Below are 22,656 nucleotides of genomic sequence, written 5' to 3'. Positions count from 1 at the left end.
CGCGAAAGGCCGAGCTCCAAAGCCCCTGCAGCGGCCTCCAGCCTTGTCCTTAAATTGACGCAAACTGAGTCCACATGGAGCAGAACCCGTCCAACCGCCTTTAGCGGCTTCCCGTGCGAACGGAAGCTGGTTAAAGATGAGTTGGGGAAGGGCATATGGCCCGGAGTTTACGTCGTGAAGCAATCGCCATTTCGAATTCTGCTTGTTGTGCCAACCTTGCTTGTGGCTTTGGCTGCCTGCCAATCTATGCCCGGCAGCAGTGCCAAGAAGGCACCGGCCTATGTCGAGCGGCCAGTCGACTTGCTGTATAACAATGCGCGCGATGAACTCAGCAAGAAGAATTATACCGACGCTGTCACCGGCTTTGAAGAAGTTGACCGCCAGCACCCCTATTCGGAATGGGCACGGCGCGCGTTGCTGATGACGGCTTATGCCAATTATCAGCAGAACAAATATGAAGACGCGATTGCAGGTGCCCAGCGCTTTGCCTCGCTCTATCCCGGTAATGATAGCGCCGTTTATGCCTATTATCTGATTGCCATCTGCTATTTCGAGCAGATTGTGGACGTGGGTCGCGATCAGCGCATGACCGAATTGGCTTTGGCGGCCCTCAACGACGTCGTGCAGCGCTATCCTCAAAGCGAATATGCCCGCGATGCGCGCCTCAAGATCGACATGACCCAAGACCAGCTGGCTGGCAAGGAAATGGAAATCGGGCGTTACTATCTGCGCGATGGTCAACATTTGGCGGCCTTGGGCCGCTTCCGTCGCGTGGTCGACCTCTATCAGACCACGACCCATGTGCCTGAAGCGCTGCATCGTTTGGTTGAGACCAATTTGTCCATGGGCTTGGTCGATGAAGCCACGAAAGTTGGCGCAGTCCTCGGCTATAATTATCCGGGCTCTGAATGGTATGAGGCCAGCTATAGATTGCTGACGGCCAAGGGCTTTACGCCCGAGGGCAAGCCCGCAAAGCGCGGTTTGTTCCAGCGCATCACCAAGCCAAAGCGTGGCCTTGAGCGCGCGCCAGAGCCGCCTCAAGCTTCGGCCCCACAAGCGAGCAAATGAGACCCCTTAGCCCTCGTTCAACGTCCGCTAAGCGCGGGGGGAGGCTAGTCCGACGGGGTGGCCCATGCTGATTGCCCTGTCGATCCGCGATGTGGTCCTGATCGAAACGCTCGACCTTGATATTGAGCCGGGTTTTACCGCGCTGACGGGTGAGACTGGGGCAGGCAAATCCATTCTGTTGGATGCGTTGGGTTTGGCTTTGGGCGAGCGGGCGGACCGGGGTCTCGTGCGTCATGGCGCTGAACGCGCGCAAGCCAGCGCCATCTTTGAGATTGACCCGCATCATCCAGCCATCGCGCTACTCGAAGAATTAGATCTGCCAGGAGCCGAAGATGGACGCATCGTCCTGCGTCGCTCCATCAGCCTCGACGGCAAAAGCCGCGCTTATGTGAATGACGGCCCCGCCTCGGTCAGTGCGCTGCGCCGGCTTGGCGCGTGCCTCCTCGAAATTCATGGTCAGCATGCCTCCGTTGGCCTGATGGACCCATCCACCCATCGCGATTTGTTGGACGTATTTGCCAAAGCTGCCCCCTTCAAAGCCCAAGTTGGCGAGGCTTGGCGCACATTGGATGCTGCCCGGTCTGAGTTGGAAGAGGCCGAATTGCGCGCCCGTCGCGCCTCCACTGACCGCGATTATCTGGCCCATGTCTTGGGTGAATTACAAAAGCTGGCACCCAAGGCCGGTGAAGAAGCCGCTTTAGATGCGGAACGTCGCGCTTTAATGGGGTCTGAAAAGGCCGCCACGGCCTTAAAAGACGCAACCGACGCTTTGGCCGATGGTAAAGCTGAGCAACGCATGGCCGCTGCCGCGCGCGCGTTATCCCGTGTGGGCAAGCCCGAGGGCGAGGGGGCTGATGCCCTTTCCAAGGCAGTCGATCAAGCAGCCGCCTCGCTGGAGCGCGCTCTCAGTGAATTATCCGATGCTCAAGGCTGGATGGCGCGCGCAGGCGATGCTTTGGATGGAGACCCCGGCCGTCTCGACCATTTGGAAGAACGTCTGTTTGCTTTGCGCGCCGCTGCCCGCAAGCATGGCGTGACGGTGGAGGCATTGCCCGATGTGCTGCAGCGGGCTGAGCAAAACCTCGCCAATATTGATCATGCCGATGAGGCCATTCAGGCAGCAAAAGCGGCCCTCGCCAAAGCGCAGAATGCCTATGACCAAGCCGCTGCTGCGCTGTCAGAACGCCGCCATACGGCTGCTTCAGCGCTCGACAAAGCCGTTGAGCTCGAATTGCCGCCGCTGAAACTGGAAAAAGCGCGCTTCCGCAGCCGTGTAGACAGTGATGCCGCTCGTCCAACCAAGGACGGTATTGATCGGGTGACGTTTGAAATTGCGGCCAATCCAGGCGCAGGCTTTGGGGCTTTGTCGGAGATTGCTTCAGGTGGCGAACTTTCACGACTATCGCTCGCGCTAAAGCTCGTTCTCTCCACCGATGGCGGTACCTTGGCCTTGGTGTTTGATGAAGTCGATCAAGGCATTGGCGGGGCAACTGCAGATGCCGTCGGCCGCCGTTTGGCGCGCTTGTCGCAGACCGCGCAAATCCTGTGTGTCACCCACAGCCCCCAAGTTGCCGCCCGCGCTCGTCGCCATTGGCGCATCGAAAAGCGGGTGGAGAATGGCATCACGCGCACAGGCGTCAGCACGCTTCCCGATGCTGCCCGCGAAGAAGAATTGGCGCGCATGTTGTCTGGAGCCGAAATCACGGCTGAAGCCCGCGCGGCGGCCCGCGCCTTGGTTGCTGCCAGTCAGGACTGAAGTGCCTGAATTTGGATGTGGAAACCCCTAAGCGATAAAGGTGGATCAGGCTTCACCTCGGCCGTGCTTGGCGTTAGTTTCCCGACCATGGATATCAGCACGCTTCCCGTCGATTCGCTCACCAAAGACCAAGCCGCCCACGAGTTGGAGCGGCTTGCCCGCGAGATTGGTGAGAATAGGCGGGCCTATTTCGAAGAAGATGCCCCCACGCTCTCCGATGCCGAATATGACGCGCTAGAGCGGCGCAATCGCCTCATTGAGCAACGTTTCCCGGCCTTGGTGCGGGCCGACAGCCCATCGAAAAGCGTGGGCAGTGCCGCCTCGACAAAATTCACCAAAATCACCCACCAGGTCTCGATGCTCTCGCTCGACAATGCCTTTACCGATGGCGATGTTGCAGACTTTCTGGGCCGGGCGCAGCGCTTTTTGGGGTTTGAGGATCAGAGCGCTTTGGCCTGTACCGCAGAGCCTAAAATTGACGGCCTGTCGCTGTCGGTTCGCTATGAAAAGGGTCAGTTCAAGCACGCCGTCACCCGAGGGGATGGGAAAGAGGGTGAGGATGTCACCGCCAATGTGCTGACCATTGGCGATATTCCCAAGCATTTATACGGCTCCGATTGGCCGGAAATCCTGGAAGTGCGTGGCGAAGTCTATCTCAGCCATGCGGCGTTTGAAGCGCTGAACCAAGCTCAGATCGAAGCGGGCCTGCCGCTTTATGCTAATCCACGAAATGCGGCAGCGGGCAGCTTGCGCCAATTGGATCCCGCCATCACTGCCCAACGCCCGTTGAGCTTTTTTGCCTATGCTTGGGGGGAGGTGAGCACACCGTTTGCGACCACCCAAATGGATGCAGTGGCAAGTTTTGCGCGCTGGGGCTTTAGGACCAATGCGGACATGAAGCTGTGCGCCGATACCGCAGACCTTCTGGCCCATTATCAGGATTTGGGCCTGCGCCGGGCTGAACTCGGCTATGATATTGATGGGGTGGTGTATAAGGTCAATGATCTGGCCTTACAGGCCCGCCTCGGCATTGTGACCCGCTTCCCCCGTTGGGCCATCGCCCACAAATTCCCGCCAGAGCGGGCGATCACCATCCTCGACGCGATTGATATTCAAGTGGGCCGTACAGGCGCTTTGACCCCCGTTGCCCGCGTCCGGCCAGTGACGGTTGGGGGCGTCGTGGTTTCCAATGCGACATTGCATAATGAGGACTTTATCGCCGGCAAGGCGCTGGACCGGGTGACAGGCCTGCCGGTGCGCGGGGGCAAGGATTTGCGGCTCGGCGACCATATTGTCATCCAGCGGGCTGGCGATGTGATCCCGCAAATCGTCGATATTCTGGTCGATAAGCGCGAAGCGGGGAGTGAGCCATTTGCCTTCCCCCATATCTGCCCATGCCCCTTGCAGACGCCGGCTATTCGCGGCGGCGATGAGCAAGACGGTGGCATCGACGTTGTGCGACGCTGTACCGGGGAATTTGCCTGCCCATTCCAGCGCTTGCGGCACTTGGAGCTTTTTGTCAGCCGCAAGGCCTTTGACATTGACGGCCTAGGCCCCCGCCAATTGCAGGACTTTTTCGACTGGGGTCTCGTCAAAGAGCCTGCAGACATTTTCAAGCTAGCAGACCATCGCGCGCAATTGGAAGGCCGCGACGGCTATGGCCAAACCTCGCTCAACAATCTGTTTGCGGCCATCGATCAGCGGCGGGATATTGATTTGGCCCGCTTCATCTTTGGTTTGGGCGTGCGCCATGTGGGCGAGACGACCAGTGGCGTTCTGGCACGCGCCTTTAGCTCTTGGGACGCGTTCAAGGCGGCAATTGATCAGGCCCAATCCCAGCGCGCCAATGAGGCTTATCGTCAGTTAGAGGCCATTCATGGCTTGGGACCGCGTGCGCTGGAGGCACTTTTGACCTGGGCCGCGGGTGCTGAGCCTCCAGCGCAGGCAAGCATGTTTGACGATGTGGCTGAAAATCTCGCGAAGCTGCGCCTATCCGAAGTTGCCATGCCAGCCCGCAAAGCTTTGATCGAGGTCTTCCCCGATTGGGCCGGTTTGGTTGCGACTTTAAAATCTGCCGCTGCAGGGCGTCCCCAAGATGGCTACACCGCCTTAGCCGCGATTGACGGTATGGGCCCGGTTGCCTGTGACGCGCTTCTCGACTTCTTTGCTGAGCCCCATAATCGCGACGCGGTGGACCGCTTGTTAGAGCAAGTTCGCCCGCGCGACGCTGAAGCGCCTGTGTCCGATAGTCCGGTGACGGGGCTCACCATTGTGTTCACGGGCAGCCTTGAGACCATGACGCGCGATGAGGCCAAGGCCCAAGCCATTCGACTGGGCGCAAAGGTCGCTGGCAGTGTCTCGGCCAAAACCGATATTGTCGTAGCAGGCCCCGGTGCGGGCTCTAAACTCGCCAAAGCCAGTGAGTTGGGTGTGCGGGTGATGAGTGAAGCAGACTGGGCTGCGTTTGTTGGCTGAATGACTGTGATTTGTCGTAAACCATTCGCATTGCCGCGCTATGTCACCGCCTAAATCTCCTCCTCCAAAAAGGCCGCATCTCCCCATGCCCGTACGCTCCAACAATTTCGCCGACCTTGCTTGTGAATCCCTGTCCCGACGTGGATTTTTGACGGCCACGGCGGCGCTGCCAGCGTTGAGCCTGATGACGTCGGAAGCGCAGGCTGCTCCGGCTGGGTTTAAGGCGGTGGCGGAGAATCGCTTGGACACCGTTGTGGTGCCCGAAGGCTATGCCTGGCAGCCGCTGATTTCTTGGGGCGATCCTTTGTTTGAAGGTATGGCCCCGCTGGACCTTACCAAGCGCGGCGCACCATTCGCCTTCACCCGGGCTGAACAAGAAAACCGCTTTGGCACCCATAATGATATGTTGGCTCTATTCCCCGCCAATTGGGCTTATCCTTGGCCAGAGGGCACCGTCACCCGCGCCATCATGTGTGTGAACCATGAGGCCGTGAGCCCCTTTATGGCTGCCCCCGGCAGCGATGGACAGCCGATTGATATGCGCGTTGAGGCGTTAGATGCGCTTTATGCCTGTATGGGTGTCAGCGTTTTTGATGTTGCCCATGACCCAGCCAGCGGGGCGTGGTCCGTCGTCAAAGGCCCGGCTGTCGGTGTGGACCGTAACCGCCGCGTGACGCCTTATAGCGAAGTCGTTTTTGACGGCTCTGCTGCCAACCATCCTTGGATCGCCAAGGCAGGGGCTGTCGTCAATGAAGTAGAAGGCGCGCGCTCTGGCGCACCGAAGGTCAAAGGCGCAATCAAGGCCGGAACCTTCCAAAACTGCGCCGGTGGCTTTACCCCTTGGGGTACCTATCTGACGGCGGAAGAGAATTTCAACAATCAGTTCTTCACCTCCGACAAGGCAAGCCCTGCTTTGGCAGAAGCCCAAGCCGATGCGGCTTTTGCCGTCGATCAGTCGATCTATCGCTATGACAATGTCTGGCGCTTGGGTGGGCCGGCCCAGTTTGACTTAAGCCGCAATCCCCATGGCCCATCGCTCTATGGCTGGATCGTCGAAATTGACCCCTATGATCCAGATTGGCGGCCGCACAAGCACACGGCCCTTGGTCGCAAGTGCAATGAATGCGCTACCACCGTTTTGTCCAAGACCAATAAGGCCGTGGTCTATACGGGCGATGATAGCAACAATCAGTTCGTCTATAAATTCGTCTCGCGTGATAAATTTGACCCGACCAATCGGATCGCCAATCGCGAACTTCTGAGCCATGGCACCCTCTATGCCGCGCGCCTTGAGGCCGATGGTACCGGGCGCTGGATCGCCTTGACAGCGGCTGCAGCCAATCGCGCGGCACGCGGTCCGGGCGACTTGCCCTTCGCCGATGATGGCGATGTGATGGTGCGCTGTCGTGAAGCAGCACTTCGGCTGGGTGCCACCAAAATGGACCGTCCTGAGGATGTGGAAAGCCCAACCGATGGCTCGTTCCGCGGTACAGGCACCGTGTTTGTCATGTGCACGGGCAATCTGTCGGACTCAGGGCGCGCTGGAAATGTCGCCAACCCCCGTCGCAAGACGCTTGCGGGCGATGGGCTGGAGCGTAATTATCAAGGCCATATCGTGCGCTTTGAAGAAGCCCGCCAAGACCCCGCTGCCTTGACCTTTACCTGGGACATTTTTGCGGTTGCGGGCGATCCTTCTGCCGAAGTCGCCCCCGTCACCAATCTCGAAGGCCAAGTCGTCAATGCGTCATCCTGGCTGAATGGCAAGCCGACAACCACAGGCGACCGCTTTGCCATGCCAGACAACATCACCTTTGATCACCGCAAATTCTGCTGGATCACGACAGACGGCACGCCAGAGACTTTCCCCTGCAACGATGGTGTCTATGTGCTGCCCATGGTCGGCAAAGGCCCACGTCCGGTTAAGCGCTTTTTGACGGTGCCGATTGGGGCTGAATGCTGTGGGCCTTTGTTGGCGTGGGACCAAAAGACCTTCTTCTGCGGCGTCCAGCATGTGGGCGCTGAAAATACGAAGGGCCAGAATTTTCGTGGTGAGCCCGGCGGGCCCTATTCCAATTTCCCCAATGGCGGCTGGCCGCGCGACAGCGTGATCTTTGTCCGCCGCCAAGATGGTGGGACTGTGGGCACTTAAGGCGCTGCAGCTTCTGTCATTTCCGGTTTTCTAACCACATTTTAACGTGCCAGACAGGTCGCAATCGTCCACGACTAAAGCATGGTCATGGACTGGGGTATGCCCCTGCAATCGGGACCGGGGGGGATATCAGCGCAAACGCGACTGATGACGCGTTTAGCCGCCATTGCGGTTTGGCTCGCGCTTGGCTTTGCCCTTTTGTCGACTCAGCCTCAGACCCTGCCGTCCAAAGAGCCTGTGGGCGTTGCTGCCGTGCGACTGGAACCGCTGGAGCGCCCTCCTGTGGTCATTTCTGTCCCCGCAACGGTGCTGCCAGTACCCGCGTTGAATCCGCCATCGACCAAGGATGCAAAAGGCGGGATGGCTGCGGCGCAAGCAAACAGCCCAGCGCGTAAAGTTCTCGTCCCCATGCCCGCTGGGACCAGTCCTGCAAGTGCCGTTGGACGGGTGCCAAGTGCTGCACCGGTTGGGATCGCATCAGCCCCACCTGCTGCCACCGGTCCAGCCCTCCCTAGTCTCACCGCGCAAAGCCAAGCCATTATCAAGGCGCAAGCCTGTGCCCAGATTGACATCAAGGACCGGCCACCCGATTGCCCACCCAATGCCGAACTCAAGCGCCTGTTACAAGTCGCGCGCGGGCCAAAGTATCGGCCTGAAAATGCTGAAGGCTTTTCGCGCAATGAATTGCGCTGGCGTGATATTCCACCGCCTTGCTTGGAGGACGGTCAAAAAATCAAAATGACGGGCATGGGGGCGTGCGTGCGGTTCGGCACTACGCCGTCTCGTGTCCGCTCTCCGCAAGAGATATGTGAAGCAAAGGGCTTGGGCGGTTGTGCCCCAGTGCCGTCACAAGCTGCAGTCAATGCGGCGGTGAAGCAGGCAAAAGGGCAATGAGGGCTTTGCAATTTCGTGGCACATAAGAGGGGTTGCAGACCATTGGGTATGATTTAGGGTCCATGAATGATCACAATCGCGCCGGTGCTTGAAACCCCAAACCTTATTCTTCGTGGCCATAGCGCTGCAGACTATGATCGTCTGGCCGCCATGTGGGCAGACCCGCTGGTGGTCAAACATATCGGGGCGCGTGCCTCGACCGCGCAAGAGGCTTGGTTCCGCCTGTTGCGCTACATGGGCCATTGGCCAGCCTTGGGCTATGGCTATTGGGCGGTGTGCGAGCGCGAAAGCGGGCTTTATATTGGCGATGTTGGCCTTGCCGATCATAAGCGCGGGCTGCACCCAGAGTTTGACGCGACGCCAGAGGCAGGTTGGGTCATTACGCCACCCATGGCGGGCAGGGGGTTTGCCACCGAGGCGACCCAAGCCATTCTCGATTGGTATGAGGCCAGCTATGGCCGCGCGCGCACCGTGTGCATGATTGAGTCTGTCCATACAGACTCCATCCGCGTCGCAAACAAACTAGGCTATGAGCGCTTTGCCGAAATCACGATGCCGGCAGGACCGGTTAGTTTGTTTCAGCGCCTTTGATCCAAGCCTCAACCGGGCCCTTTTGCAGGATCGTCAACGGATTGCCCTTGCGGTCCACCTTATTGCCCAAAGCCAAGCGCACCCAGCCTTCGGAAATGCAATATTCCTCAACATTGGTCTTTTCCTCACCCTTGAAGCGGATGCCCACGCCTTGGGCGAGGACCTCTTCATTATAATAGGGGCTGCGAGGATTGACGCTTAAGCGGTCGGGCAGGGCGGTGGGGCTGGTTTCATCGGTCATGCCCGCTGCTTAGCCTAATGCGGGCGCGAACCTCAAGGGGGCGGTGTAGTGGGCTAGGTAAGGATCGTTGCGACCCGTGCCATGACGTCTGCTAGAATCGCGGCTGGTAACTGATCGACCTTTCGGCCTCCGCGCTCAGTAATATCTAATACCCGCGGCTGATCGCATCGAATGATGCCCGTGGTTTGAATGCCGGTAATTGGCACCGCAAAGCCCAAACGCCTCGCAAAGTTCCCGCCATTGGTAATGGGCAAAACAATCGGCAGTTTGGTCGCAAGATTGAAGGCCGTTGGAGAAATGATCAGGACAGGCCTGCTACCCCTTTGCTCCCGCCCCAGTGTTGGATCTAATGACACCAGATAGATGTCACCTCTGTTCACAGGAGCTCTCCGCCTACCGATGGCGCATCCAGCCAGTCACGATCTTCCTGTAAGGCACCGTCGCTGTAGTCAGATTGGGCCAAAAGATCGTCCAAGCTATATCGAATGGGCGTCGTGGCCTCGACCACCAGTTTGGTGCCATCCATTGTGATACCAACATTTGAACCAGCTTGGAGCTGCATGACATCCAGAATCGCTGGCGGAACCGCGAGCATCACGGAGCCGCCAACCTTGCGGAGCTTTGTGGTATGCATGGGCCTTGCGTCCTTTATGTTATATTTTTAGATAACATAGACATGGCCTTTACGCAATGAATGCGAACCAATGGGTTGCCCGTCGCTGAATTAGCGATATAAAGTAATTATGACTTGGATGCCCACCTTTGATACTCTAATCGGCACCTTGGGACTAGGGGCATCTTTAGTCGGGATTTGGGTTTCCTATCTGTCGCTGAAAGAAGCCGGACTCGCCAAGCAGGCTGCGCAAAGTGCCGATACCGCCGCCCAAGCGGCACGAGACTCTGTCCGCAGAGAGGACCGAAAAGCAAAACTTCTGACAAAGTTGACGCAACTTCTTTCGACGTCGAATACGATGTGGCGGAATCCAGGAAATCTGGTGGAAAAGGAGTTTGAGCCTATGCAAATTGAGCTTAGACGGGAACTCTCGAATTGTGCGAATGCCGCTGCGGGAAATTATCCTGACATTCAGGAACGACTGCGGAATGCGACCATCACTTTGGACGATTTGTCCGAAAGCCATGTTGGCGATGAGGAAGACGTTAAGGATGCCCGAAAGCGCTTGATTCAGTCCATTGGAAATACTATTTCCGATATCCACGGCGAGCTTGAATTGGGAACACATGATCATGGATGAGAATGTATCTGCCCTCTATTCCCTGTTGCTCGACAAAACCCGTGATGGGTCGCTCGGATGGGCTGTGACGGATGGCGGGACTGCCTTCATTGCGCCCGTTGGTAATCAGACTGTCAAGATTGGTGGCATTCGGGCCAAATCAAAGCAAATTTCATCCGGCAGCGGACTTGCAGGCTTTGTTAACGATTTGGATCGGCAACCGACTATTGTTGTTTACGACAGTAAGTTAAATGTGGTGGCCTCTGGTGGCGTAAATGCTCAACCAATCCAAAACGCTTTAGCTTCGATCAGCCCATTTGGGATTGAGAATATTTCCAGTCCGCGCTTACTCGAACTCGCTGATCTGCTGGCTACAAAGTATGGAAAACGATCTAGCGTCCAACAATTGGTTGAGACGTTAAAAGCAAGCTAATTTGCTGATGGCGGTTTGTGACCACCCCCCACTGCACCCAGCCTGATAGATACCCTTTACAAAACAGACTCACATAGCTAGTAACGCCGCTCTTGCTTGGACCGGCTGTGGAGAACCTTGGTGTTCTTCAGACGCGGGACGATAAAAGCGCAGGGTTCGTACCGCCGAAAAGGGTATGTCGCCTCTGATGGCGCGGTCATACGCGTCTTTGCTTCTTCGACCCCGTCAGATGGCCTTTCCAGCTAAAATTAAGTTTGCGCAGCCTGATGCGTCGCCGGTCAAAATGGCGTCGTAGCGGGCTTCGTTCGATGTTTGACATGCGGTCCTATCGTTTGGATGACCGCTTCGCGAGGGTAAATATGGCTCAACAGACCATCCGGATCAGGCTCAAAGCCTTCGACCACCGGGCGCTGGATCAGTCCGCCAAGGAGATCGTCTCCACGGCAAAGCGCACTGGCGCAATGGTACGAGGCCCTGTGCCTTTGCCAACGCGCATTGAACGTTTCACCGTAAACCGCTCGCCACACGTCGATAAGAAGTCGCGCGAGCAGTTTGAAATCCGCACGCACAAGCGCGTGCTCGACATCGTAGACCCAACACCACAAACCGTGGACGCGCTGATGAAGCTCGACCTCGCCGCCGGTGTTGACGTCCAAATTAGTCTGTAAGGGCGCCGGCTATGCGTACAGGATTGATCGCAAAGAAAATGGGCATGACCCGCGTGTTTGCTGCCGATGGCGCGCACGTGCCTGTCACTGTCCTGGCTCTCGAAGGCTGCCAAGTGGTGGCCCAAAAGACCGATGACAAAGACGGCTACACCGCCTTGCAAGTGGGCGCTGGTGCCCGCAAGGCGAAAAACGTCACTCAGCCCATGCGTGGGCATTATGCCAAGGCCAGCGTTGAGCCTAAGGCGAAACTGCGCGAGTTCCGCGTCAGCTCCGACAATTTGGTCGATGTTGGCATGGAATTGACGGCAGACCACTTTTTGCCAGGCCAAAAGGTCGATGTCTCGGGCATCACCATCGGTCGCGGCTTCACCGGCGCGATGAAGCGCTGGAACTTCGGTGGTTTGCGCGCAACGCACGGTGTGTCTCTGTCGCACCGTTCGCATGGTTCGACCGGTCAACGCCAAGACCCAGGTAAGGTTTTCAAGGGCAAGAAGATGGCTGGACACTACGGTGTTGAGCGCGTCACCACCCAAAACCTCGTCATCGTTCGTACCGATGTTGAGCGTGGTTTGATCCTGATCCGTGGTGCCGTTCCAGGTGCTGAAGGTTCTTGGGTTGAAATCCGTGATGCGGTGAAGTCAGCAGCTCCTGCTGACCTGCCAAAGCCAGCCGCTTTCCGTAAGCCAGGCGATCTGAAAATCGTTCAAGCTGAAGTCGAAGTCGCGGCTCCTGTCGAAACTCAAGAGGGAGCCGAATAATGAAACTCGACGTCCTGAAATTAGATGGCAGCAAGGCTGGCTCGGTAGAGCTGGACGACGCCATCTTTGGTGTGGCACCTCGTGCCGACATCCTGCACCGCGTGGTGCGCTATCAGTTGGCCAAGCGCCGCGCTGGTACGCATGACACCCAAAATCGTGGCGATGTTTCGCGCACGCACTCCAAGTTCGGCAAGCAAAAGGGTTCTGGCGGCGCACGTCACGGTTCCCGCAACGCGCCGATCTTCCGGGGCGGTGGCGTGGCTCACGGCCCACACCCACGTTCGCATGCACACAGCTTGAACAAAAAAGTTCGCGCTTTGGGCATGAAAATGGCTCTCTCGGCTAAGGCTGCTGAAGGTTCGCTGATCATTCTGGATCAAGCAGCTTTGGATGCACCAAAGACGAAGGTGTTGTTGGAAAACTTCGGCAAGCTCGGCCTGACCAATGCTTTGGTCATCGGCGGCGCACAAGTCGACACCAACTTCCAACTCGCAGCGCGCAACGTTCCGAATGTGGACGTTCTGCCAGCTGCAGGCCTCAATGTTTATGACGTCCTGCGTCGCCATAAGCTGGTTTTGTCGCGTGAAGCGATTGAAGCCATCTCGGCACGCTTTGCAAGCAAAGGGGAGGCTGCATAATGGCACTTTCCGAACGCCACTACGATACTATCCTGGCCCCTTGGATCACGGAAAAGGGCACTTTGCTCTCTGAAGTGAACCAAGTGATCTTCCAGGTGCCGCTGACGGCAACCAAGCCAGCCATTAAAGAAGCTGTTGAAGCGCTCTTTAAGGTGAAGGTGAAAGCCGTCAACACCATTCGCGTTCAAGGCAAGACCAAGCGCTTTAAGGGCGTGATGGGCAAGCGGAACGACTTCAAGAAAGCAATCATCACGCTGGTCGAAGGCGAGACGATTGATGTGACGACGGGGCTCTAAGGAATGGCACTCAAGACATTCAAGCCGACCTCTGAAGGTCGTCGCCAGCTGGTGATCGTTGACCGTAAGTCCTTGTACAAGGGCAAGCCGGTTAAAGCGTTGACCGAAGGCTTGACCAAAACGGGTGGTCGCAACAACACCGGCCGCGTAACCTCGTTCCGTTCGGGCGGTGGTCACAAGCGCACCTATCGCATCATCGACTTCAAGCGTCGTAAGTGGGATATGCCAGCAACGGTTGAGCGTTTGGAATATGATCCAAACCGCACCGCCTTCATCGCACTGATCAAGTACGAAGATGGTGAGCTGTCCTATATCGTGGCTCCTCAGCGCCTCGCCGTTGGTGACACCATTGTCGCCGGCGAAAAGGTCGACGTGAAGCCAGGTAACGCCATGTTGTTGAAGTCGATCCCAGTGGGCACGATCATTCACAACGTCGAAATGAAGCCTTTGAAGGGCGCTCAGATCGCACGTTCGGCTGGTTGCTACGTCCAATTGGTTGGCCGCGACACCGGTTATGCTCAGATCCGCTTGTCTTCGGGCGAGTTGCGCATGGTTCCAGATAACTGCATCGCCACCATTGGTGCGGTATCCAACCCAGACAATATGAACGAGAATTCGGGTAAGGCCGGTCGTTCGCGTTGGTTGGGCATTCGTCCTTCGGTTCGTGGTGTTGCCATGAACCCGGTCGACCACCCACATGGCGGCGGCGAAGGCCGCACCTCTGGCGGTCGCCACCCCGTAACCCCTTGGGGTAAGAAAACCCGCGGTCCTAAAACCCGCAGCAACACGACGACTGACCGGTTGATTATCCGTCGTCGTCACGAAAAGAAGGCTTAAGACTATGCCTCGTTCGGTATGGAAAGGTCCGTTTGTGGACGGTTACCTCCTCGCCAAGGCGGAGAAGGCGACGGAATCTCCTCGTCGTGAAGCGATCAAAACTTGGTCGCGTCGCTCCACCATCATGCCTCAGTTCATTGGCCTGACCTTCCAGGTTCACAATGGTCACAAGTTTGTGCCTGTGAACGTTTCGGAAGAAATGGTTGGCCATAAGTTCGGCGAATTTGCTCCAACCCGTACCTATTTCGGTCACGGCGCGGACAAGAAGTCGAAGCGGAGGTAGGCGCATGTCAAAAGCAAAAACCCCTCGCGCCTTGTCCGACAAGGAAGCATTGGCCCAAGCCCGCAACTTGCGGACCAGCGGCCAAAAGCTGAACTTGGTGGCACAAAGCATTCGTGGCTTGAAAGTGGACAAGGCCTTGGCTGAACTTCAGTTTTCGCCAAAGCGCATTGCCATCGACGTTCGCAAGTGCCTGCAATCGGCCATCGCAAACGCCGAAAACAACCATGGCCTCGATATCGATGCTCTGGTCGTTGCCCAAGCCTATGTCGGCAAAGGTCTGGTTATGAAGCGTATGAACACCCGGGCTCGCGGTCGCGGCGCTCGTATTGAAAAGCCCTTCTCGCACATCACCATCGTTGTGCGTGAGATGGAAGGAGCGGCCTGATGGGTCAGAAGGTCAATCCAATCAGCATGCGTCTGGGCATTAACCGGACGTGGGACAGCCGCTGGTATGCCAACACGGGCGAATATGCGAAGCTTCTTCATGAAGACATCGCGGTTCGCGCTTTCTTGAAAAAGAAGCTGAAGCAAGCTGGTGTGTCGCGCATCGTGATCGAGCGTCCACACAAGAAGTGCCGCGTGACCGTTTATACCGCGCGTCCAGGCATTGTTATCGGTAAAAAAGGCGAAGACATTCAAAAGCTTCGTAAGGATCTGACCGGGATCGTAAAGGACGCGGAAGTGTTCTTGAACTTGGTCGAAATCCGCAAGCCAGAGCTGGATGCAACCTTGGTTGCTGAAAGCGTTGCCCAACAGCTCGAGCGTCGTGTGGCTTTCCGCCGTGCGATGAAGCGCGCGATGCAATCTTCCATGCGCATGGGCGCTGGCGGGATCCGCATCACCGTTGCTGGTCGTTTGGGCGGTGCTGAAATCGCACGGACCGAATGGTATCGTGAAGGCCGCGTGCCTTTGCACACCTTGCGGGCGGATGTGGATTACGGCGTCGCAGAAGCCACCACGGCTTATGGCATCATCGGCATCAAATGCTGGGTCTTCAAAGGCGAAATCTTTGAGCGCGACCCAATGGCTCAAGACAAGCGTGCTGCTGAAGTGGGTGACGCTCGTCCCCGCCGCGACAATGATCGTGAAGATCGTCGTCCACGCAATGATCGCAACGATCGTGACAACCGTGGCCGTGGCCGTGGTCGTGGCGACGCGGCTCAAGCTGGCGCGTAAGGGAGGAACTGAAACATGTTGTCACCTAAACGTACCCGCTTCCGCAAGCAGTTCAAAGGCCGCATCCATGGTGCCGCGACCGGCGGGGCTACCCTGTCGTTCGGCATGTATGGCTTGAAGGCTTTGGCACCTGAGCGCGTCACCGCGCGTCAGATCGAAGCTTGCCGTCGTGCCATCACGCGTCAAATGAAGCGTCAAGGAAAAGTCTGGATCCGTATTTATCCAGACGTGCCCGTGTCCAAGAAGCCAAACGAAGTTCGGATGGGTAAGGGCAAGGGTTCACCAGAATTTTGGGCCGCACGGGTTAAGCCTGGTCGGATCATGTTCGAAATCGACGGTGTTGCACAAGAGATTGCGGAAGAAGCATTGCGCTTAGGCGCTGCTAAACTGCCAATCGCGTGCAAGATCATTTCACGTGCCGACTTCGGTCTGGCGTAAGGGAGCGTCCACTATGAAAGCCGCTAACGCGCGGGCTTTGACGCCCGACCAATTGCAAGAAGAGCTGCTCAAGCTGAAAAAAGAGCAATTCAACTTGCGTTTCCAACGTGCGACAGGTCAACTTGAAAAGACCCATCGCATCAACCAGGTCCGCAAGGACATCGCGCTCGTCAAGACGATGATGCGCGAGAAGACCACAGCAACGGCTGTTTAAGGAGTAATCGATGCCAAAGCGTATGATGCAGGGCGTCGTGGTGAGCGACAAAGGCGATAAGTCCATCGTCGTGAAGGTTGAACGGACCTTTCTTCACCCAGTCCTTAAAAAGACGGTGCGCCGCTCGAAGCGCTACCATGCCCATGATGACGCAAATGCGTACAAAACGGGTGAGGTCGTGCAGATCCAGGAATGCCCGCCTAAGTCCAAACTGAAGCGGTGGGAAGTGATTGGTCGCGTCGGCAGCTAGTGCTGTCCGATACGGGCTAATAGAAGAGGATCGATTATGATTCAGATGCAAACAAATCTGGATGTCGCGGACAATTCCGGTGCTCGTCGCGTCATGTGCATTAAAGTACTTGGCGGTTCGAAGCGTCGTTATGCGTCCGTCGGCGACGTGATTGTTGTCTCCATCAAAGAGGCAATTCCACGTGGCCGCGTGAAGAAGGGTGACGTCCGTAAGGCCGTCGTCGTTCGCGTCGCAAAGGACATCAAGCGTAAAGACGGCTCCACCATCCGGTTCGACCGGAGTGCGGCTGTACTCGTGAATAACTCGCATGAGCCTATTGGCACCCGGATCTTTGGACCGGTTCCGCGCGAACTCCGCGCCAAGAACCACATGAAGATCATTTCGTTGGCTCCGGAGGTACTCTAGGATGGCTGCGAAACTTAAAAAAGGTGACAAGGTCGTTGTCTTGACGGGTAAGGACAAAGGCAAGACTGGTGAAGTGGTCAAAGTTCTCCCCAAGGAAAACCGTTTGGTGGTCCAGGGCGTGAACATGGTCAAAAAGCACCAGAAGCAGACCCAAGCCCAAGAAGCTGGCATTCGTTCGTTTGAAGCTCCGCTTCAAATCAGCAACGTTGCTTACATGGACCCTACGGATGGCAAGCCAACCCGGGTCGGTTTCAAAACCTTGGATGACGGCCGTAAAGTCCGTGTTGCCAAGCGTTCTGGGGAGGTGATCGGCGATGTCTGAGACCCAAACTTATCAAGCCCGTCTGAAGACCGAGTATAACGAGCGCATCCGCGCCGCGATGCAAGAGAAATTCAGCTATACCAATGCCATGCAGATTCCACGTCTCGATAAGATCGTGATCAACATGGGCGTTGGTGAATCCGTTGCAGACAGCAAGAAGATGCAGTCGGCTTTGGCTGCTTTGAGTGCGATTGCTGGTCAAAAGCCAGTCACCACCAAAGCCCGTAAGTCGATCGCTGGTTTCAAGCTGCGTGAAGGCATGGCAGTTGGCGCAAAAGTTACCTTGCGCGCAGAACGCATGTATGAATTCCTCGACCGCCTGATCACCATCGCGCTGCCGCGCGTGAAGGATTTCCGCGGTCTCAACGGCAAGTCGTTTGACGGCCGTGGGAATTACGCCATGGGCCTCAAGGAGCACCTCGTGTTCCCTGAAATCAACTATGATCAGGTCGACCAGATCTGGGGCATGGACATCATCGTCTGTACGACGGCTCGCACGAATGAAGAAGCGAAAGCCCTTCTTTCAGAGTTCAACTTCCCATTCCGGAACTGATATCATGGCGAAGAAAAGTGCTATCAACCGCAATGACAACCGTAAGGCCCTGGTGAAGAAATTCTCGGCTAAGCGCGCCCGCCTCAAGGCAGTCGCAACCGACGAAAATCTGCCACTGGAAGAGCGCTTTGCGGCTCGTTTGAAGCTGGCGGAGCTTCCGCGCAACTCGGCCGAAAACCGTGTTCGCAATCGCTGCGAGGTGACAGGTCGTCCCCGCGCTTTCTATCGTAAGCTCCGCATGTCGCGGATTGCGCTGCGGGACCTCGCGTCCTCCGGCATGATCCCCGGCATGACAAAAGCTAGCTGGTAAGGGAGGGTTGTCATGCAAGTGAACGATCCCGTCGGCGACATGCTCACTCGGATCCGCAATGCTCAAATGCGGAACCGTTCGACTGTCACCACCCCAAAATCCACATTGCGTGCCCGCGTCCTCGATGTTCTCGTCGGCGAAGGTTACATCCGTGGTTATGGGGATATCGAAATCAACGGCAAGATTGAGTTGGAAATCCAGCTCAAGTATTTCGACGGTGCGCCCGTGATCGACACGATCAAGCGCATTTCGAAGCCTGGCCGTCGTGTTTATTCCTCTGTGAAGGACCTTCCGCTCGTGCGTAACGGTCTGGGCATTGCCATCCTCTCCACGCCAAAGGGCGTGATGTCGGACGCAGCTGCTCGGGCTAACAACGTCGGCGGCGAGATCCTCGCGCACGTCTACTAAGGGAGCCGAGAATGTCACGTATCGGCAAACAACCTGTCGCATTGGCTGGTGCCACCGTCACGATCGACGGCGACATCATCAAGGCAAAAGGCCCACAAGGCGAATTGTCCTTCAAGGTACACGAGCAAGTCTCGGTTATCATTGAAGGCGGCGTCATCGTGGTCACCCCTAAGAATGACTCGAAACTGGCTCGCTCCTTGTGGGGCATGTCGCGCTCGATGATCGCAAACATGGTTGAAGGCGTCACCAAGGGTTTTGAGCGTACGCTCGAACTCGTCGGCGTCGGCTATCGTGCAGCGTTGGCGGGCAAAGATCTTGAATTGTCGCTCGGCTATTCACACCCAATCGTCTACAAAGCACCAGCTGGTGTGACGTTTGCGGTGCCAAAGCCAACCGAAATCAAAATCTCTGGCAAAGACAAGCAAGAGCTGGGTCAAATTTGCTCGGAAATTCGCAAGTATCGTCCGCCCGAGCCCTATAAGGGCAAAGGTGTTCGTTATGCCGGCGAAACTGTCCGTCGCAAGGAAGGCAAGAAGAAATAATGCCATCTTCATTAGCATTAAAGACCAAGCGCACGCTTCGCACGCGCTCCCGTCTTCGGGCTTTGGCCAACGGCCGTTTGCGGCTTTCGGTTCATCGCTCGTCCAAAAATATTTCCGCACAAATCATCGACGACTCCAAAGGGGTCACGCTGGTTTCGGCTTCGTCCTTGGAGGCTGCACTGCGTGCTGCTGAAGGTCAAAAGCTGGACGACGCAGTTGCAGTCGGTAAATTGCTGGCAGAGCGCGCCATTGAAAAGGGCGTGAAGCAAGTGGTTTTCGACCGTGGTGGTTATTTGTATCATGGGCGCGTCAAAGCGCTCGCCGACGCCGCGCGTGAAGCCGGCCTTGAGTTCTAAGGAGTAGATCTGATGGCTCGCAGGCCGGAACGTGAACAAAAGAACGAAGAGCGCGATAGCGAATTCGTAGACCGTCTCGTCGCGATTAACCGCGTCGCGAAGGTTGTGAAGGGTGGTAAGAACTTTGGTTTTGCCGCTCTGGTCGTCGTCGGTGACGAAAAGGGTCGTGCAGGGTTCGGCAAGGGCAAAGCCCGCGAAGTTCCTGAAGCAATCCGCAAGGCAACCGAAGAAGCTAAGCGCCGCATGCAGCGTATCCCGCTGCGCGAAGGCCGCACCTTGCATCACAATGCCGCTGGGCGTTGGGGTGCTGGTAAAGTGATCGTCCGCTCGGCCCCTCCAGGGACCGGCTTGATCGCTGGTGGTCCGATGCGGGCTGTGTTTGAAGTATTGGGCATTAAGGACGTGGTTTCCAAGTCCTTGGGTTCGTCCAATCCTTACAACATGGTGCGCGCAACATTTGACGCTTTGGGCGAGCAAATTTCGCCCCGTCAGGTCGCCAACAAGCGCAACTTGAAGGTCGCTGACGTTCTGGTTCGTCGTAAAGACGGTGCCAGCGGCGTCGAAGGCTCGGAGGGCTAATCGTGGCTGTTGTTGTTGTTAAACAAACGGGTTCGCCCATTCGTCGTCGCTTCGACCAGCGGGAAACCCTGGTCGGGCTTGGCCTGAACAAACTGAATCGGGTTCGTGAACTTGAAGATACTCCTGCTATCCGCGGGATGATCGCCAAGGTTGCGCATTTGGTTCAAGTCGTGGAGGAGCGCGCGTAAGCGTGCTTTAGGAACACCATGAAACTGAATGAATTGTCCGACAACGAAGGCGCAACCAAGGCCCGCATGCGGGTTGGTCGCGGTGTTGGTTCGGGTAAAGGCAAGACTTCCGGTCGCGGTGTCAAAGGTCAAAAGTCGCGTCGCGGCGTTTCGATCAATGGCTTCGAAGGCGGTCAAATGCCAATCCACATGCGCGTGCCAAAGCGTGGCTTTAACGCCCGCTGCACCAAAGACCATGCTTGGGTGAACTTGGGCCTTCTGGCCAAAGCGATCGCAGCTGGCCGTTTGGATGCTGGCAAGCCAATCGATGAAGCGGCTTTGGTTGCTTCTGGTTTGGTTCGTCGCGTTCGCGATGGCGTCCGGATCCTGAACAAGGGTGAGATCGGCGGTAAAGTTGAGCTCATCGTGACTGGCGCTTCGGCGGCTGCAATCGCAGCAATTGAAGCTGCTGGTGGCAAAATCACCCTAACCGGCAAGGCCAAAGCTGAGAAGCAAGCAGCCTGAGCCCTTGAGGTCTGATGCGCAATCCCCGATATGGGGGTTGCGCACCTCTTTTTGGCGCGCCAGGCGGATATCCGCTTAGGCGCGCTTTTCATTTTTGGAAGGCACCACGTTCCATGGCTTCAGCAGCCGAGCAACTTGCCCGTAATTTGAACTTCGCTTCGTTTGCGAAGGCCAAAGATCTGCATGCGCGGATCATTTTCACCGTTGTCGCTTTGATCTGTTACCGTCTCGGGACCTTTATCCCGATCCCGGGCATTGATATCGAAGCTTTTGCCCGCGCCTTCTCGCAAGCGCAGCAGGGCATTTTGGGCATGGCGAACATGTTCTCCGGTGGTGCGGTAGAGCGTTTGGCGGTCTTTGCCCTCAATGTGATGCCGTATATTTCGGCCTCCATCATCATCCAATTGCTCTCGTCCTTCCCAGGTCGATTGGAGCAGTTGAAGAAGGAAGGCGAATCGGGGCGCGCCCAACTCAATCAATACACGCGTTATCTGACCGTCGTATTGGCGGTCGCGCAATCTTTGACGATCGCAAACGGTCTGGCCAGCTCGCCCGGCGTTGTGATTGATCCAGGCCCCATGTTTATTGCCTCCACCGTCATCACCTTGACCGGCGGTACCTTGTTGTTGATGTGGATTGGTGAGCAGATCACCGCGCGCGGCATCGGCAATGGCGTCTCTTTGATCATTTTTGCCGGTATCGTCGCAGAAGTACCCAAGACCATCTTCCGCGCTTTGACTTTGGCGCAAGAAGGCTCGATCTCGGGCTTTGCCATTCTGGCCCTCGTGGTCATCTTGACAGTGGCCATTGTGTTGATCGTGTTTGTCGAGCGCTCGCAGCGCCGCATCGTGGTGCAATATCCCAAGCGCCAAGTCGGCAACAAAATGACGACGGGTGAGCAATCCTTCTTGCCGCTTAAAATCAATACGGCCGGCGTGATCCCACCTATCTTCGCCTCATCGCTTTTGTTGCTGCCTGCGACTGCTGCTGGCTTCTTGGCCAGCGGGCAATTGCCGGAAAATGCGCCCGACTGGCAAGTTGTCATGCAAGAGGGCATCCGCACCACGGCTGGCCTTTTGTCGCACGGGCAACCCTTGTTCATCGCGTTGTTTGGCGTGCTGATCATGTTCTTCAGCTTCTTCTACACCTCGGTTGTGTTCAACACGGAAGAGACAGCAGACAATTTGCGTAAGCAAGGTGGTTTCCTGCCCGGTATTCGCCCCGGCGCGAAGACGGCGGATTACCTTGATATGGTGATGAGCCGTTTGACCTTGATCGGTGCAGTCTATCTGGTGATTGTCTGTCTTGTCCCAGAAGCGGTCAGTGCCAACATGGGCATGCAATTTTATCTGGGTGGGACGTCATTGCTCATTGTCGTCTCGGTCACAATTGATACGGTGGCGCAAATCCAATCTCATATGCTGGCACACCAGTATGAGGGCATGATCAAAAGGTCGAAGCTAAAGGGGCGGGGACGCTAAGTCCTGAAGTCCAAGCGCGGCTCTATAGGGGGAAACTAGGATGATGAATTTGATCATGTTCGGCCCCCCCGGGGCAGGCAAGGGCACGCAGGCTAAGCGCTTGGTAGAGGGGCGGGGCTTTGTCCAACTCTCAACCGGTGACATGTTGCGCGCTGCCCGTGCATCAGGCTCTGAGCTGGGTCAGCGCGTGGCTGCCGTGATGGATTCGGGTTCCTTGGTTTCAGATGAGATCGTGATTGAACTGATCGACGATCAGATCACAAAGAACCCCGGTGTTGCTGGCTTCATCTATGACGGATTTCCCCGTACGACCGCGCAAGCTGTGGCTTTGGATGGTCTCTTAGCCTCCCGCGGTCAGCGCATCGATTTGGTGATCCGTTTGGTGGTCGATGATGAAGAGCTATTGGCCCGCATCACCAAGCGCTTTGAAGATCAGGGCCGCTCAGACGATAATCCTGAAACCTTCGTCAAGCGATTGGCTGCCTATAACACCCAAACCGCCCCGCTCTTGCCTTTCTATGGCGACCGCGGTCTGTTGCGTGAAGTTGATGGCATGGCCAGCATGGACGGCGTTGCCGCCGCGATTGATGCGGCGTTGGCGGGCTAATAGG

At 56.8% G+C, this 22,656-nt stretch carries 34 protein-coding genes; 31 read left to right on the top strand and 3 right to left on the bottom strand.

Annotated elements, in window-relative coordinates; translation table 11 throughout:
• Positions 1 to 174 precede the first annotated feature (174 nt).
• From ACOVRA_RS00640 to ACOVRA_RS00615, 6 genes are all read left to right on the top strand, one after another.
• On the top strand, positions 175 to 1,068 hold the full coding sequence (locus ACOVRA_RS00640; RefSeq protein ID WP_421718619.1) for an outer membrane protein assembly factor BamD: 894 nt from the start codon (positions 175 to 177) through the stop codon (positions 1,066 to 1,068).
• A gap of 64 nt (positions 1,069 to 1,132) precedes the next feature.
• Entirely contained in the window at positions 1,133 to 2,824 is a 1,692-nt protein-coding gene (recN, locus tag ACOVRA_RS00635; RefSeq protein WP_421718618.1) for a DNA repair protein RecN, read from the top strand.
• 93 nt (positions 2,825 to 2,917) lie between these two features.
• Entirely contained in the window at positions 2,918 to 5,299 is a 2,382-nt protein-coding gene (gene ligA / locus ACOVRA_RS00630) for an NAD-dependent DNA ligase LigA (RefSeq protein WP_421718697.1), read from the top strand.
• A gap of 85 nt (positions 5,300 to 5,384) precedes the next feature.
• Complete coding sequence (locus tag ACOVRA_RS00625) at positions 5,385 to 7,448, top strand: PhoX family protein (RefSeq protein ID WP_421718617.1); 2,064 nt, start codon at positions 5,385 to 5,387, stop codon at positions 7,446 to 7,448.
• Between the two features lie 147 nt (positions 7,449 to 7,595).
• Positions 7,596 to 8,342 (top strand): hypothetical protein, encoded by a 747-nt coding sequence (locus tag ACOVRA_RS00620; protein WP_421718616.1) that lies wholly within the window; start codon positions 7,596 to 7,598, stop codon positions 8,340 to 8,342.
• A gap of 66 nt (positions 8,343 to 8,408) precedes the next feature.
• Positions 8,409 to 8,933, top strand: a complete 525-nt coding sequence (locus ACOVRA_RS00615; RefSeq protein WP_421718615.1) for a GNAT family N-acetyltransferase — start codon at positions 8,409 to 8,411, stop codon at positions 8,931 to 8,933.
• On the opposite strand, the gene ACOVRA_RS00610 is transcribed toward ACOVRA_RS00615, so the two are convergent.
• Genes ACOVRA_RS00610 through ACOVRA_RS00600 form a run of 3 tightly spaced genes read right to left on the bottom strand, consistent with a single transcriptional unit; the run spans position 8,911 to position 9,808 of the window.
• Positions 8,911 to 9,174: a DUF3297 family protein gene (locus tag ACOVRA_RS00610; protein WP_298226860.1), complete on the bottom strand. Its 264-nt coding sequence runs from the start codon at positions 9,172 to 9,174 to the stop codon at positions 8,911 to 8,913. The genes ACOVRA_RS00615 and ACOVRA_RS00610 overlap by 23 nt on opposite strands.
• Positions 9,175 to 9,227: 53 nt before the next feature.
• Positions 9,228 to 9,554, bottom strand: coding sequence for a type II toxin-antitoxin system PemK/MazF family toxin (locus tag ACOVRA_RS00605; protein ID WP_421718614.1), 327 nt, complete (start codon positions 9,552 to 9,554; stop codon positions 9,228 to 9,230).
• The gene (locus tag ACOVRA_RS00600) at positions 9,551 to 9,808 is read right to left on the bottom strand and encodes an antitoxin (protein WP_421718613.1); all 258 of its coding nucleotides are present in this window, start codon (positions 9,806 to 9,808) and stop codon (positions 9,551 to 9,553) included. The genes ACOVRA_RS00605 and ACOVRA_RS00600 overlap by 4 nt, the downstream gene beginning before the upstream one ends.
• Positions 9,809 to 9,917: 109 nt before the next feature.
• Here ACOVRA_RS00600 and ACOVRA_RS00595 point away from each other — a divergent pair, with 109 nt between their 5' ends.
• From ACOVRA_RS00595 to ACOVRA_RS00475, 25 genes are all read left to right on the top strand, one after another.
• Positions 9,918 to 10,427 (top strand): hypothetical protein, encoded by a 510-nt coding sequence (locus ACOVRA_RS00595; protein WP_421718612.1) that lies wholly within the window; start codon positions 9,918 to 9,920, stop codon positions 10,425 to 10,427.
• On the top strand, positions 10,420 to 10,839 hold the full coding sequence (locus ACOVRA_RS00590; protein WP_421718611.1) for a hypothetical protein: 420 nt from the start codon (positions 10,420 to 10,422) through the stop codon (positions 10,837 to 10,839). Before ACOVRA_RS00595 ends, ACOVRA_RS00590 begins: the two co-directional genes overlap by 8 nt.
• Positions 10,840 to 11,198: 359 nt before the next feature.
• Positions 11,199 to 11,507 (top strand): 30S ribosomal protein S10, encoded by a 309-nt coding sequence (rpsJ, locus tag ACOVRA_RS00585; RefSeq protein ID WP_290805157.1) that lies wholly within the window; start codon positions 11,199 to 11,201, stop codon positions 11,505 to 11,507.
• 11 nt (positions 11,508 to 11,518) lie between these two features.
• Positions 11,519 to 12,265, top strand: a complete 747-nt coding sequence (rplC, locus tag ACOVRA_RS00580; protein ID WP_290805155.1) for a 50S ribosomal protein L3 — start codon at positions 11,519 to 11,521, stop codon at positions 12,263 to 12,265.
• Positions 12,265 to 12,903, top strand: a complete 639-nt coding sequence (rplD, locus tag ACOVRA_RS00575; protein ID WP_290805153.1) for a 50S ribosomal protein L4 — start codon at positions 12,265 to 12,267, stop codon at positions 12,901 to 12,903. Before rplC ends, rplD begins: the two co-directional genes overlap by 1 nt.
• Positions 12,903 to 13,199 (top strand): 50S ribosomal protein L23, encoded by a 297-nt coding sequence (locus ACOVRA_RS00570; protein WP_085340307.1) that lies wholly within the window; start codon positions 12,903 to 12,905, stop codon positions 13,197 to 13,199. Before rplD ends, ACOVRA_RS00570 begins: the two co-directional genes overlap by 1 nt.
• Positions 13,200 to 13,202: 3 nt before the next feature.
• Positions 13,203 to 14,036, top strand: a complete 834-nt coding sequence (gene rplB, locus ACOVRA_RS00565; RefSeq protein ID WP_290805150.1) for a 50S ribosomal protein L2 — start codon at positions 13,203 to 13,205, stop codon at positions 14,034 to 14,036.
• Positions 14,037 to 14,040: 4 nt separating this feature from the next.
• Complete coding sequence (gene rpsS, locus ACOVRA_RS00560) at positions 14,041 to 14,319, top strand: 30S ribosomal protein S19 (protein ID WP_290805148.1); 279 nt, start codon at positions 14,041 to 14,043, stop codon at positions 14,317 to 14,319.
• A 4-nt stretch (positions 14,320 to 14,323) separates the two neighbouring features.
• Complete coding sequence (rplV, locus tag ACOVRA_RS00555) at positions 14,324 to 14,704, top strand: 50S ribosomal protein L22 (protein WP_085340304.1); 381 nt, start codon at positions 14,324 to 14,326, stop codon at positions 14,702 to 14,704.
• Positions 14,704 to 15,495 carry a 30S ribosomal protein S3 gene (gene rpsC / locus ACOVRA_RS00550; RefSeq protein WP_290805146.1) on the top strand — a complete coding sequence of 264 codons (792 nt, stop codon included), beginning with the start codon at positions 14,704 to 14,706 and terminating at the stop codon, positions 15,493 to 15,495. Before rplV ends, rpsC begins: the two co-directional genes overlap by 1 nt.
• A gap of 15 nt (positions 15,496 to 15,510) precedes the next feature.
• Positions 15,511 to 15,933: a 50S ribosomal protein L16 gene (gene rplP / locus ACOVRA_RS00545; RefSeq protein ID WP_085340302.1), complete on the top strand. Its 423-nt coding sequence runs from the start codon at positions 15,511 to 15,513 to the stop codon at positions 15,931 to 15,933.
• A 13-nt stretch (positions 15,934 to 15,946) separates the two neighbouring features.
• Positions 15,947 to 16,147 carry a 50S ribosomal protein L29 gene (rpmC, locus tag ACOVRA_RS00540; RefSeq protein ID WP_085340301.1) on the top strand — a complete coding sequence of 67 codons (201 nt, stop codon included), beginning with the start codon at positions 15,947 to 15,949 and terminating at the stop codon, positions 16,145 to 16,147.
• Positions 16,148 to 16,157: 10 nt separating this feature from the next.
• Positions 16,158 to 16,397 carry a 30S ribosomal protein S17 gene (rpsQ, locus tag ACOVRA_RS00535; protein ID WP_085340300.1) on the top strand — a complete coding sequence of 80 codons (240 nt, stop codon included), beginning with the start codon at positions 16,158 to 16,160 and terminating at the stop codon, positions 16,395 to 16,397.
• Between the two features lie 36 nt (positions 16,398 to 16,433).
• The gene (gene rplN / locus ACOVRA_RS00530; RefSeq protein WP_085340299.1) at positions 16,434 to 16,802 is read left to right on the top strand and encodes a 50S ribosomal protein L14; all 369 of its coding nucleotides are present in this window, start codon (positions 16,434 to 16,436) and stop codon (positions 16,800 to 16,802) included.
• 1 nt (position 16,803) lies between these two features.
• Complete coding sequence (gene rplX / locus ACOVRA_RS00525) at positions 16,804 to 17,124, top strand: 50S ribosomal protein L24 (protein WP_313587080.1); 321 nt, start codon at positions 16,804 to 16,806, stop codon at positions 17,122 to 17,124.
• Entirely contained in the window at positions 17,117 to 17,677 is a 561-nt protein-coding gene (gene rplE / locus ACOVRA_RS00520) for a 50S ribosomal protein L5 (protein WP_298226843.1), read from the top strand. The genes rplX and rplE overlap by 8 nt, the downstream gene beginning before the upstream one ends.
• 4 nt (positions 17,678 to 17,681) lie before the next feature.
• Positions 17,682 to 17,987 (top strand): 30S ribosomal protein S14, encoded by a 306-nt coding sequence (rpsN, locus tag ACOVRA_RS00515; RefSeq protein ID WP_290805130.1) that lies wholly within the window; start codon positions 17,682 to 17,684, stop codon positions 17,985 to 17,987.
• A gap of 12 nt (positions 17,988 to 17,999) precedes the next feature.
• Positions 18,000 to 18,395 (top strand): 30S ribosomal protein S8, encoded by a 396-nt coding sequence (gene rpsH, locus ACOVRA_RS00510; RefSeq protein WP_290805127.1) that lies wholly within the window; start codon positions 18,000 to 18,002, stop codon positions 18,393 to 18,395.
• An 11-nt stretch (positions 18,396 to 18,406) separates the two neighbouring features.
• Positions 18,407 to 18,937 carry a 50S ribosomal protein L6 gene (gene rplF / locus ACOVRA_RS00505; RefSeq protein WP_421718610.1) on the top strand — a complete coding sequence of 177 codons (531 nt, stop codon included), beginning with the start codon at positions 18,407 to 18,409 and terminating at the stop codon, positions 18,935 to 18,937.
• Positions 18,937 to 19,293 carry a 50S ribosomal protein L18 gene (gene rplR, locus ACOVRA_RS00500; protein WP_290805122.1) on the top strand — a complete coding sequence of 119 codons (357 nt, stop codon included), beginning with the start codon at positions 18,937 to 18,939 and terminating at the stop codon, positions 19,291 to 19,293. The genes rplF and rplR overlap by 1 nt, the downstream gene beginning before the upstream one ends.
• 12 nt (positions 19,294 to 19,305) lie before the next feature.
• A complete protein-coding gene (gene rpsE / locus ACOVRA_RS00495) occupies positions 19,306 to 19,872 on the top strand; it encodes a 30S ribosomal protein S5 (RefSeq protein ID WP_085340292.1) in 567 nt (188 codons plus the stop codon).
• 2 nt (positions 19,873 to 19,874) lie between these two features.
• A complete protein-coding gene (gene rpmD / locus ACOVRA_RS00490) occupies positions 19,875 to 20,060 on the top strand; it encodes a 50S ribosomal protein L30 (RefSeq protein ID WP_421718609.1) in 186 nt (61 codons plus the stop codon).
• Between the two features lie 18 nt (positions 20,061 to 20,078).
• Positions 20,079 to 20,564 (top strand): 50S ribosomal protein L15, encoded by a 486-nt coding sequence (rplO, locus tag ACOVRA_RS00485; RefSeq protein ID WP_290805119.1) that lies wholly within the window; start codon positions 20,079 to 20,081, stop codon positions 20,562 to 20,564.
• A gap of 113 nt (positions 20,565 to 20,677) precedes the next feature.
• On the top strand, positions 20,678 to 22,045 hold the full coding sequence (secY, locus tag ACOVRA_RS00480) for a preprotein translocase subunit SecY (protein ID WP_421718608.1): 1,368 nt from the start codon (positions 20,678 to 20,680) through the stop codon (positions 22,043 to 22,045).
• Positions 22,046 to 22,088: 43 nt separating this feature from the next.
• Positions 22,089 to 22,652 (top strand): adenylate kinase, encoded by a 564-nt coding sequence (locus tag ACOVRA_RS00475; RefSeq protein ID WP_421718696.1) that lies wholly within the window; start codon positions 22,089 to 22,091, stop codon positions 22,650 to 22,652.
• Positions 22,653 to 22,656: the final 4 nt, after the last annotated feature.

The organism is Aquidulcibacter sp. (assembly GCF_049239865.1).
GTDB lineage: Bacteria > Pseudomonadota > Alphaproteobacteria > Caulobacterales > Aquidulcibacteraceae > Aquidulcibacter.
This window is presented reverse-complemented; position numbering and strand designations above follow the sequence as displayed.

Excerpts from the sequence above, each read along its gene's own strand:
- rpsC (WP_290805146.1), top strand. The coding sequence starts at position 14,704 with ATGGGTCAGAAGGTCAATCCAATCAGCATGCGTCTGGGCATTAACCGG.
- ACOVRA_RS00615 (WP_421718615.1), top strand. The coding sequence starts at position 8,409 with ATGATCACAATCGCGCCGGTGCTTGAAACCCCAAACCTTATTCTTCGT.
- rplO (WP_290805119.1), top strand. The coding sequence starts at position 20,079 with ATGAAACTGAATGAATTGTCCGACAACGAAGGCGCAACCAAGGCCCGC.
- rplB (WP_290805150.1), top strand. The coding sequence starts at position 13,203 with ATGGCACTCAAGACATTCAAGCCGACCTCTGAAGGTCGTCGCCAGCTG.
- ACOVRA_RS00595 (WP_421718612.1), top strand. The coding sequence starts at position 9,918 with ATGACTTGGATGCCCACCTTTGATACTCTAATCGGCACCTTGGGACTA.
- rplF (WP_421718610.1), top strand. The coding sequence starts at position 18,407 with ATGTCACGTATCGGCAAACAACCTGTCGCATTGGCTGGTGCCACCGTC.
- ACOVRA_RS00625 (WP_421718617.1), top strand. The coding sequence starts at position 5,385 with ATGCCCGTACGCTCCAACAATTTCGCCGACCTTGCTTGTGAATCCCTG.
- rpsE (WP_085340292.1), top strand. The coding sequence starts at position 19,306 with ATGGCTCGCAGGCCGGAACGTGAACAAAAGAACGAAGAGCGCGATAGC.
- ACOVRA_RS00600 (WP_421718613.1), bottom strand. The coding sequence starts at position 9,808 with ATGCATACCACAAAGCTCCGCAAGGTTGGCGGCTCCGTGATGCTCGCG.
- rplV (WP_085340304.1), top strand. The coding sequence starts at position 14,324 with ATGTCAAAAGCAAAAACCCCTCGCGCCTTGTCCGACAAGGAAGCATTG.
- secY (WP_421718608.1), top strand. The coding sequence starts at position 20,678 with ATGGCTTCAGCAGCCGAGCAACTTGCCCGTAATTTGAACTTCGCTTCG.
- rplE (WP_298226843.1), top strand. The coding sequence starts at position 17,117 with ATGTCTGAGACCCAAACTTATCAAGCCCGTCTGAAGACCGAGTATAAC.
- recN (WP_421718618.1), top strand. The coding sequence starts at position 1,133 with ATGCTGATTGCCCTGTCGATCCGCGATGTGGTCCTGATCGAAACGCTC.
- rplP (WP_085340302.1), top strand. The coding sequence starts at position 15,511 with ATGTTGTCACCTAAACGTACCCGCTTCCGCAAGCAGTTCAAAGGCCGC.
- rplN (WP_085340299.1), top strand. The coding sequence starts at position 16,434 with ATGATTCAGATGCAAACAAATCTGGATGTCGCGGACAATTCCGGTGCT.
- rpsQ (WP_085340300.1), top strand. The coding sequence starts at position 16,158 with ATGCCAAAGCGTATGATGCAGGGCGTCGTGGTGAGCGACAAAGGCGAT.
- ACOVRA_RS00475 (WP_421718696.1), top strand. The coding sequence starts at position 22,089 with ATGAATTTGATCATGTTCGGCCCCCCCGGGGCAGGCAAGGGCACGCAG.
- ACOVRA_RS00590 (WP_421718611.1), top strand. The coding sequence starts at position 10,420 with ATGGATGAGAATGTATCTGCCCTCTATTCCCTGTTGCTCGACAAAACC.
- rplC (WP_290805155.1), top strand. The coding sequence starts at position 11,519 with ATGCGTACAGGATTGATCGCAAAGAAAATGGGCATGACCCGCGTGTTT.
- ACOVRA_RS00610 (WP_298226860.1), bottom strand. The coding sequence starts at position 9,174 with ATGACCGATGAAACCAGCCCCACCGCCCTGCCCGACCGCTTAAGCGTC.
- ACOVRA_RS00570 (WP_085340307.1), top strand. The coding sequence starts at position 12,903 with ATGGCACTTTCCGAACGCCACTACGATACTATCCTGGCCCCTTGGATC.
- ACOVRA_RS00620 (WP_421718616.1), top strand. The coding sequence starts at position 7,596 with ATGACGCGTTTAGCCGCCATTGCGGTTTGGCTCGCGCTTGGCTTTGCC.
- rpmC (WP_085340301.1), top strand. The coding sequence starts at position 15,947 with ATGAAAGCCGCTAACGCGCGGGCTTTGACGCCCGACCAATTGCAAGAA.
- rpsJ (WP_290805157.1), top strand. The coding sequence starts at position 11,199 with ATGGCTCAACAGACCATCCGGATCAGGCTCAAAGCCTTCGACCACCGG.
- rpsN (WP_290805130.1), top strand. The coding sequence starts at position 17,682 with ATGGCGAAGAAAAGTGCTATCAACCGCAATGACAACCGTAAGGCCCTG.
- rpsH (WP_290805127.1), top strand. The coding sequence starts at position 18,000 with ATGCAAGTGAACGATCCCGTCGGCGACATGCTCACTCGGATCCGCAAT.
- rplR (WP_290805122.1), top strand. The coding sequence starts at position 18,937 with ATGCCATCTTCATTAGCATTAAAGACCAAGCGCACGCTTCGCACGCGC.
- rplX (WP_313587080.1), top strand. The coding sequence starts at position 16,804 with ATGGCTGCGAAACTTAAAAAAGGTGACAAGGTCGTTGTCTTGACGGGT.
- rpsS (WP_290805148.1), top strand. The coding sequence starts at position 14,041 with ATGCCTCGTTCGGTATGGAAAGGTCCGTTTGTGGACGGTTACCTCCTC.
- rplD (WP_290805153.1), top strand. The coding sequence starts at position 12,265 with ATGAAACTCGACGTCCTGAAATTAGATGGCAGCAAGGCTGGCTCGGTA.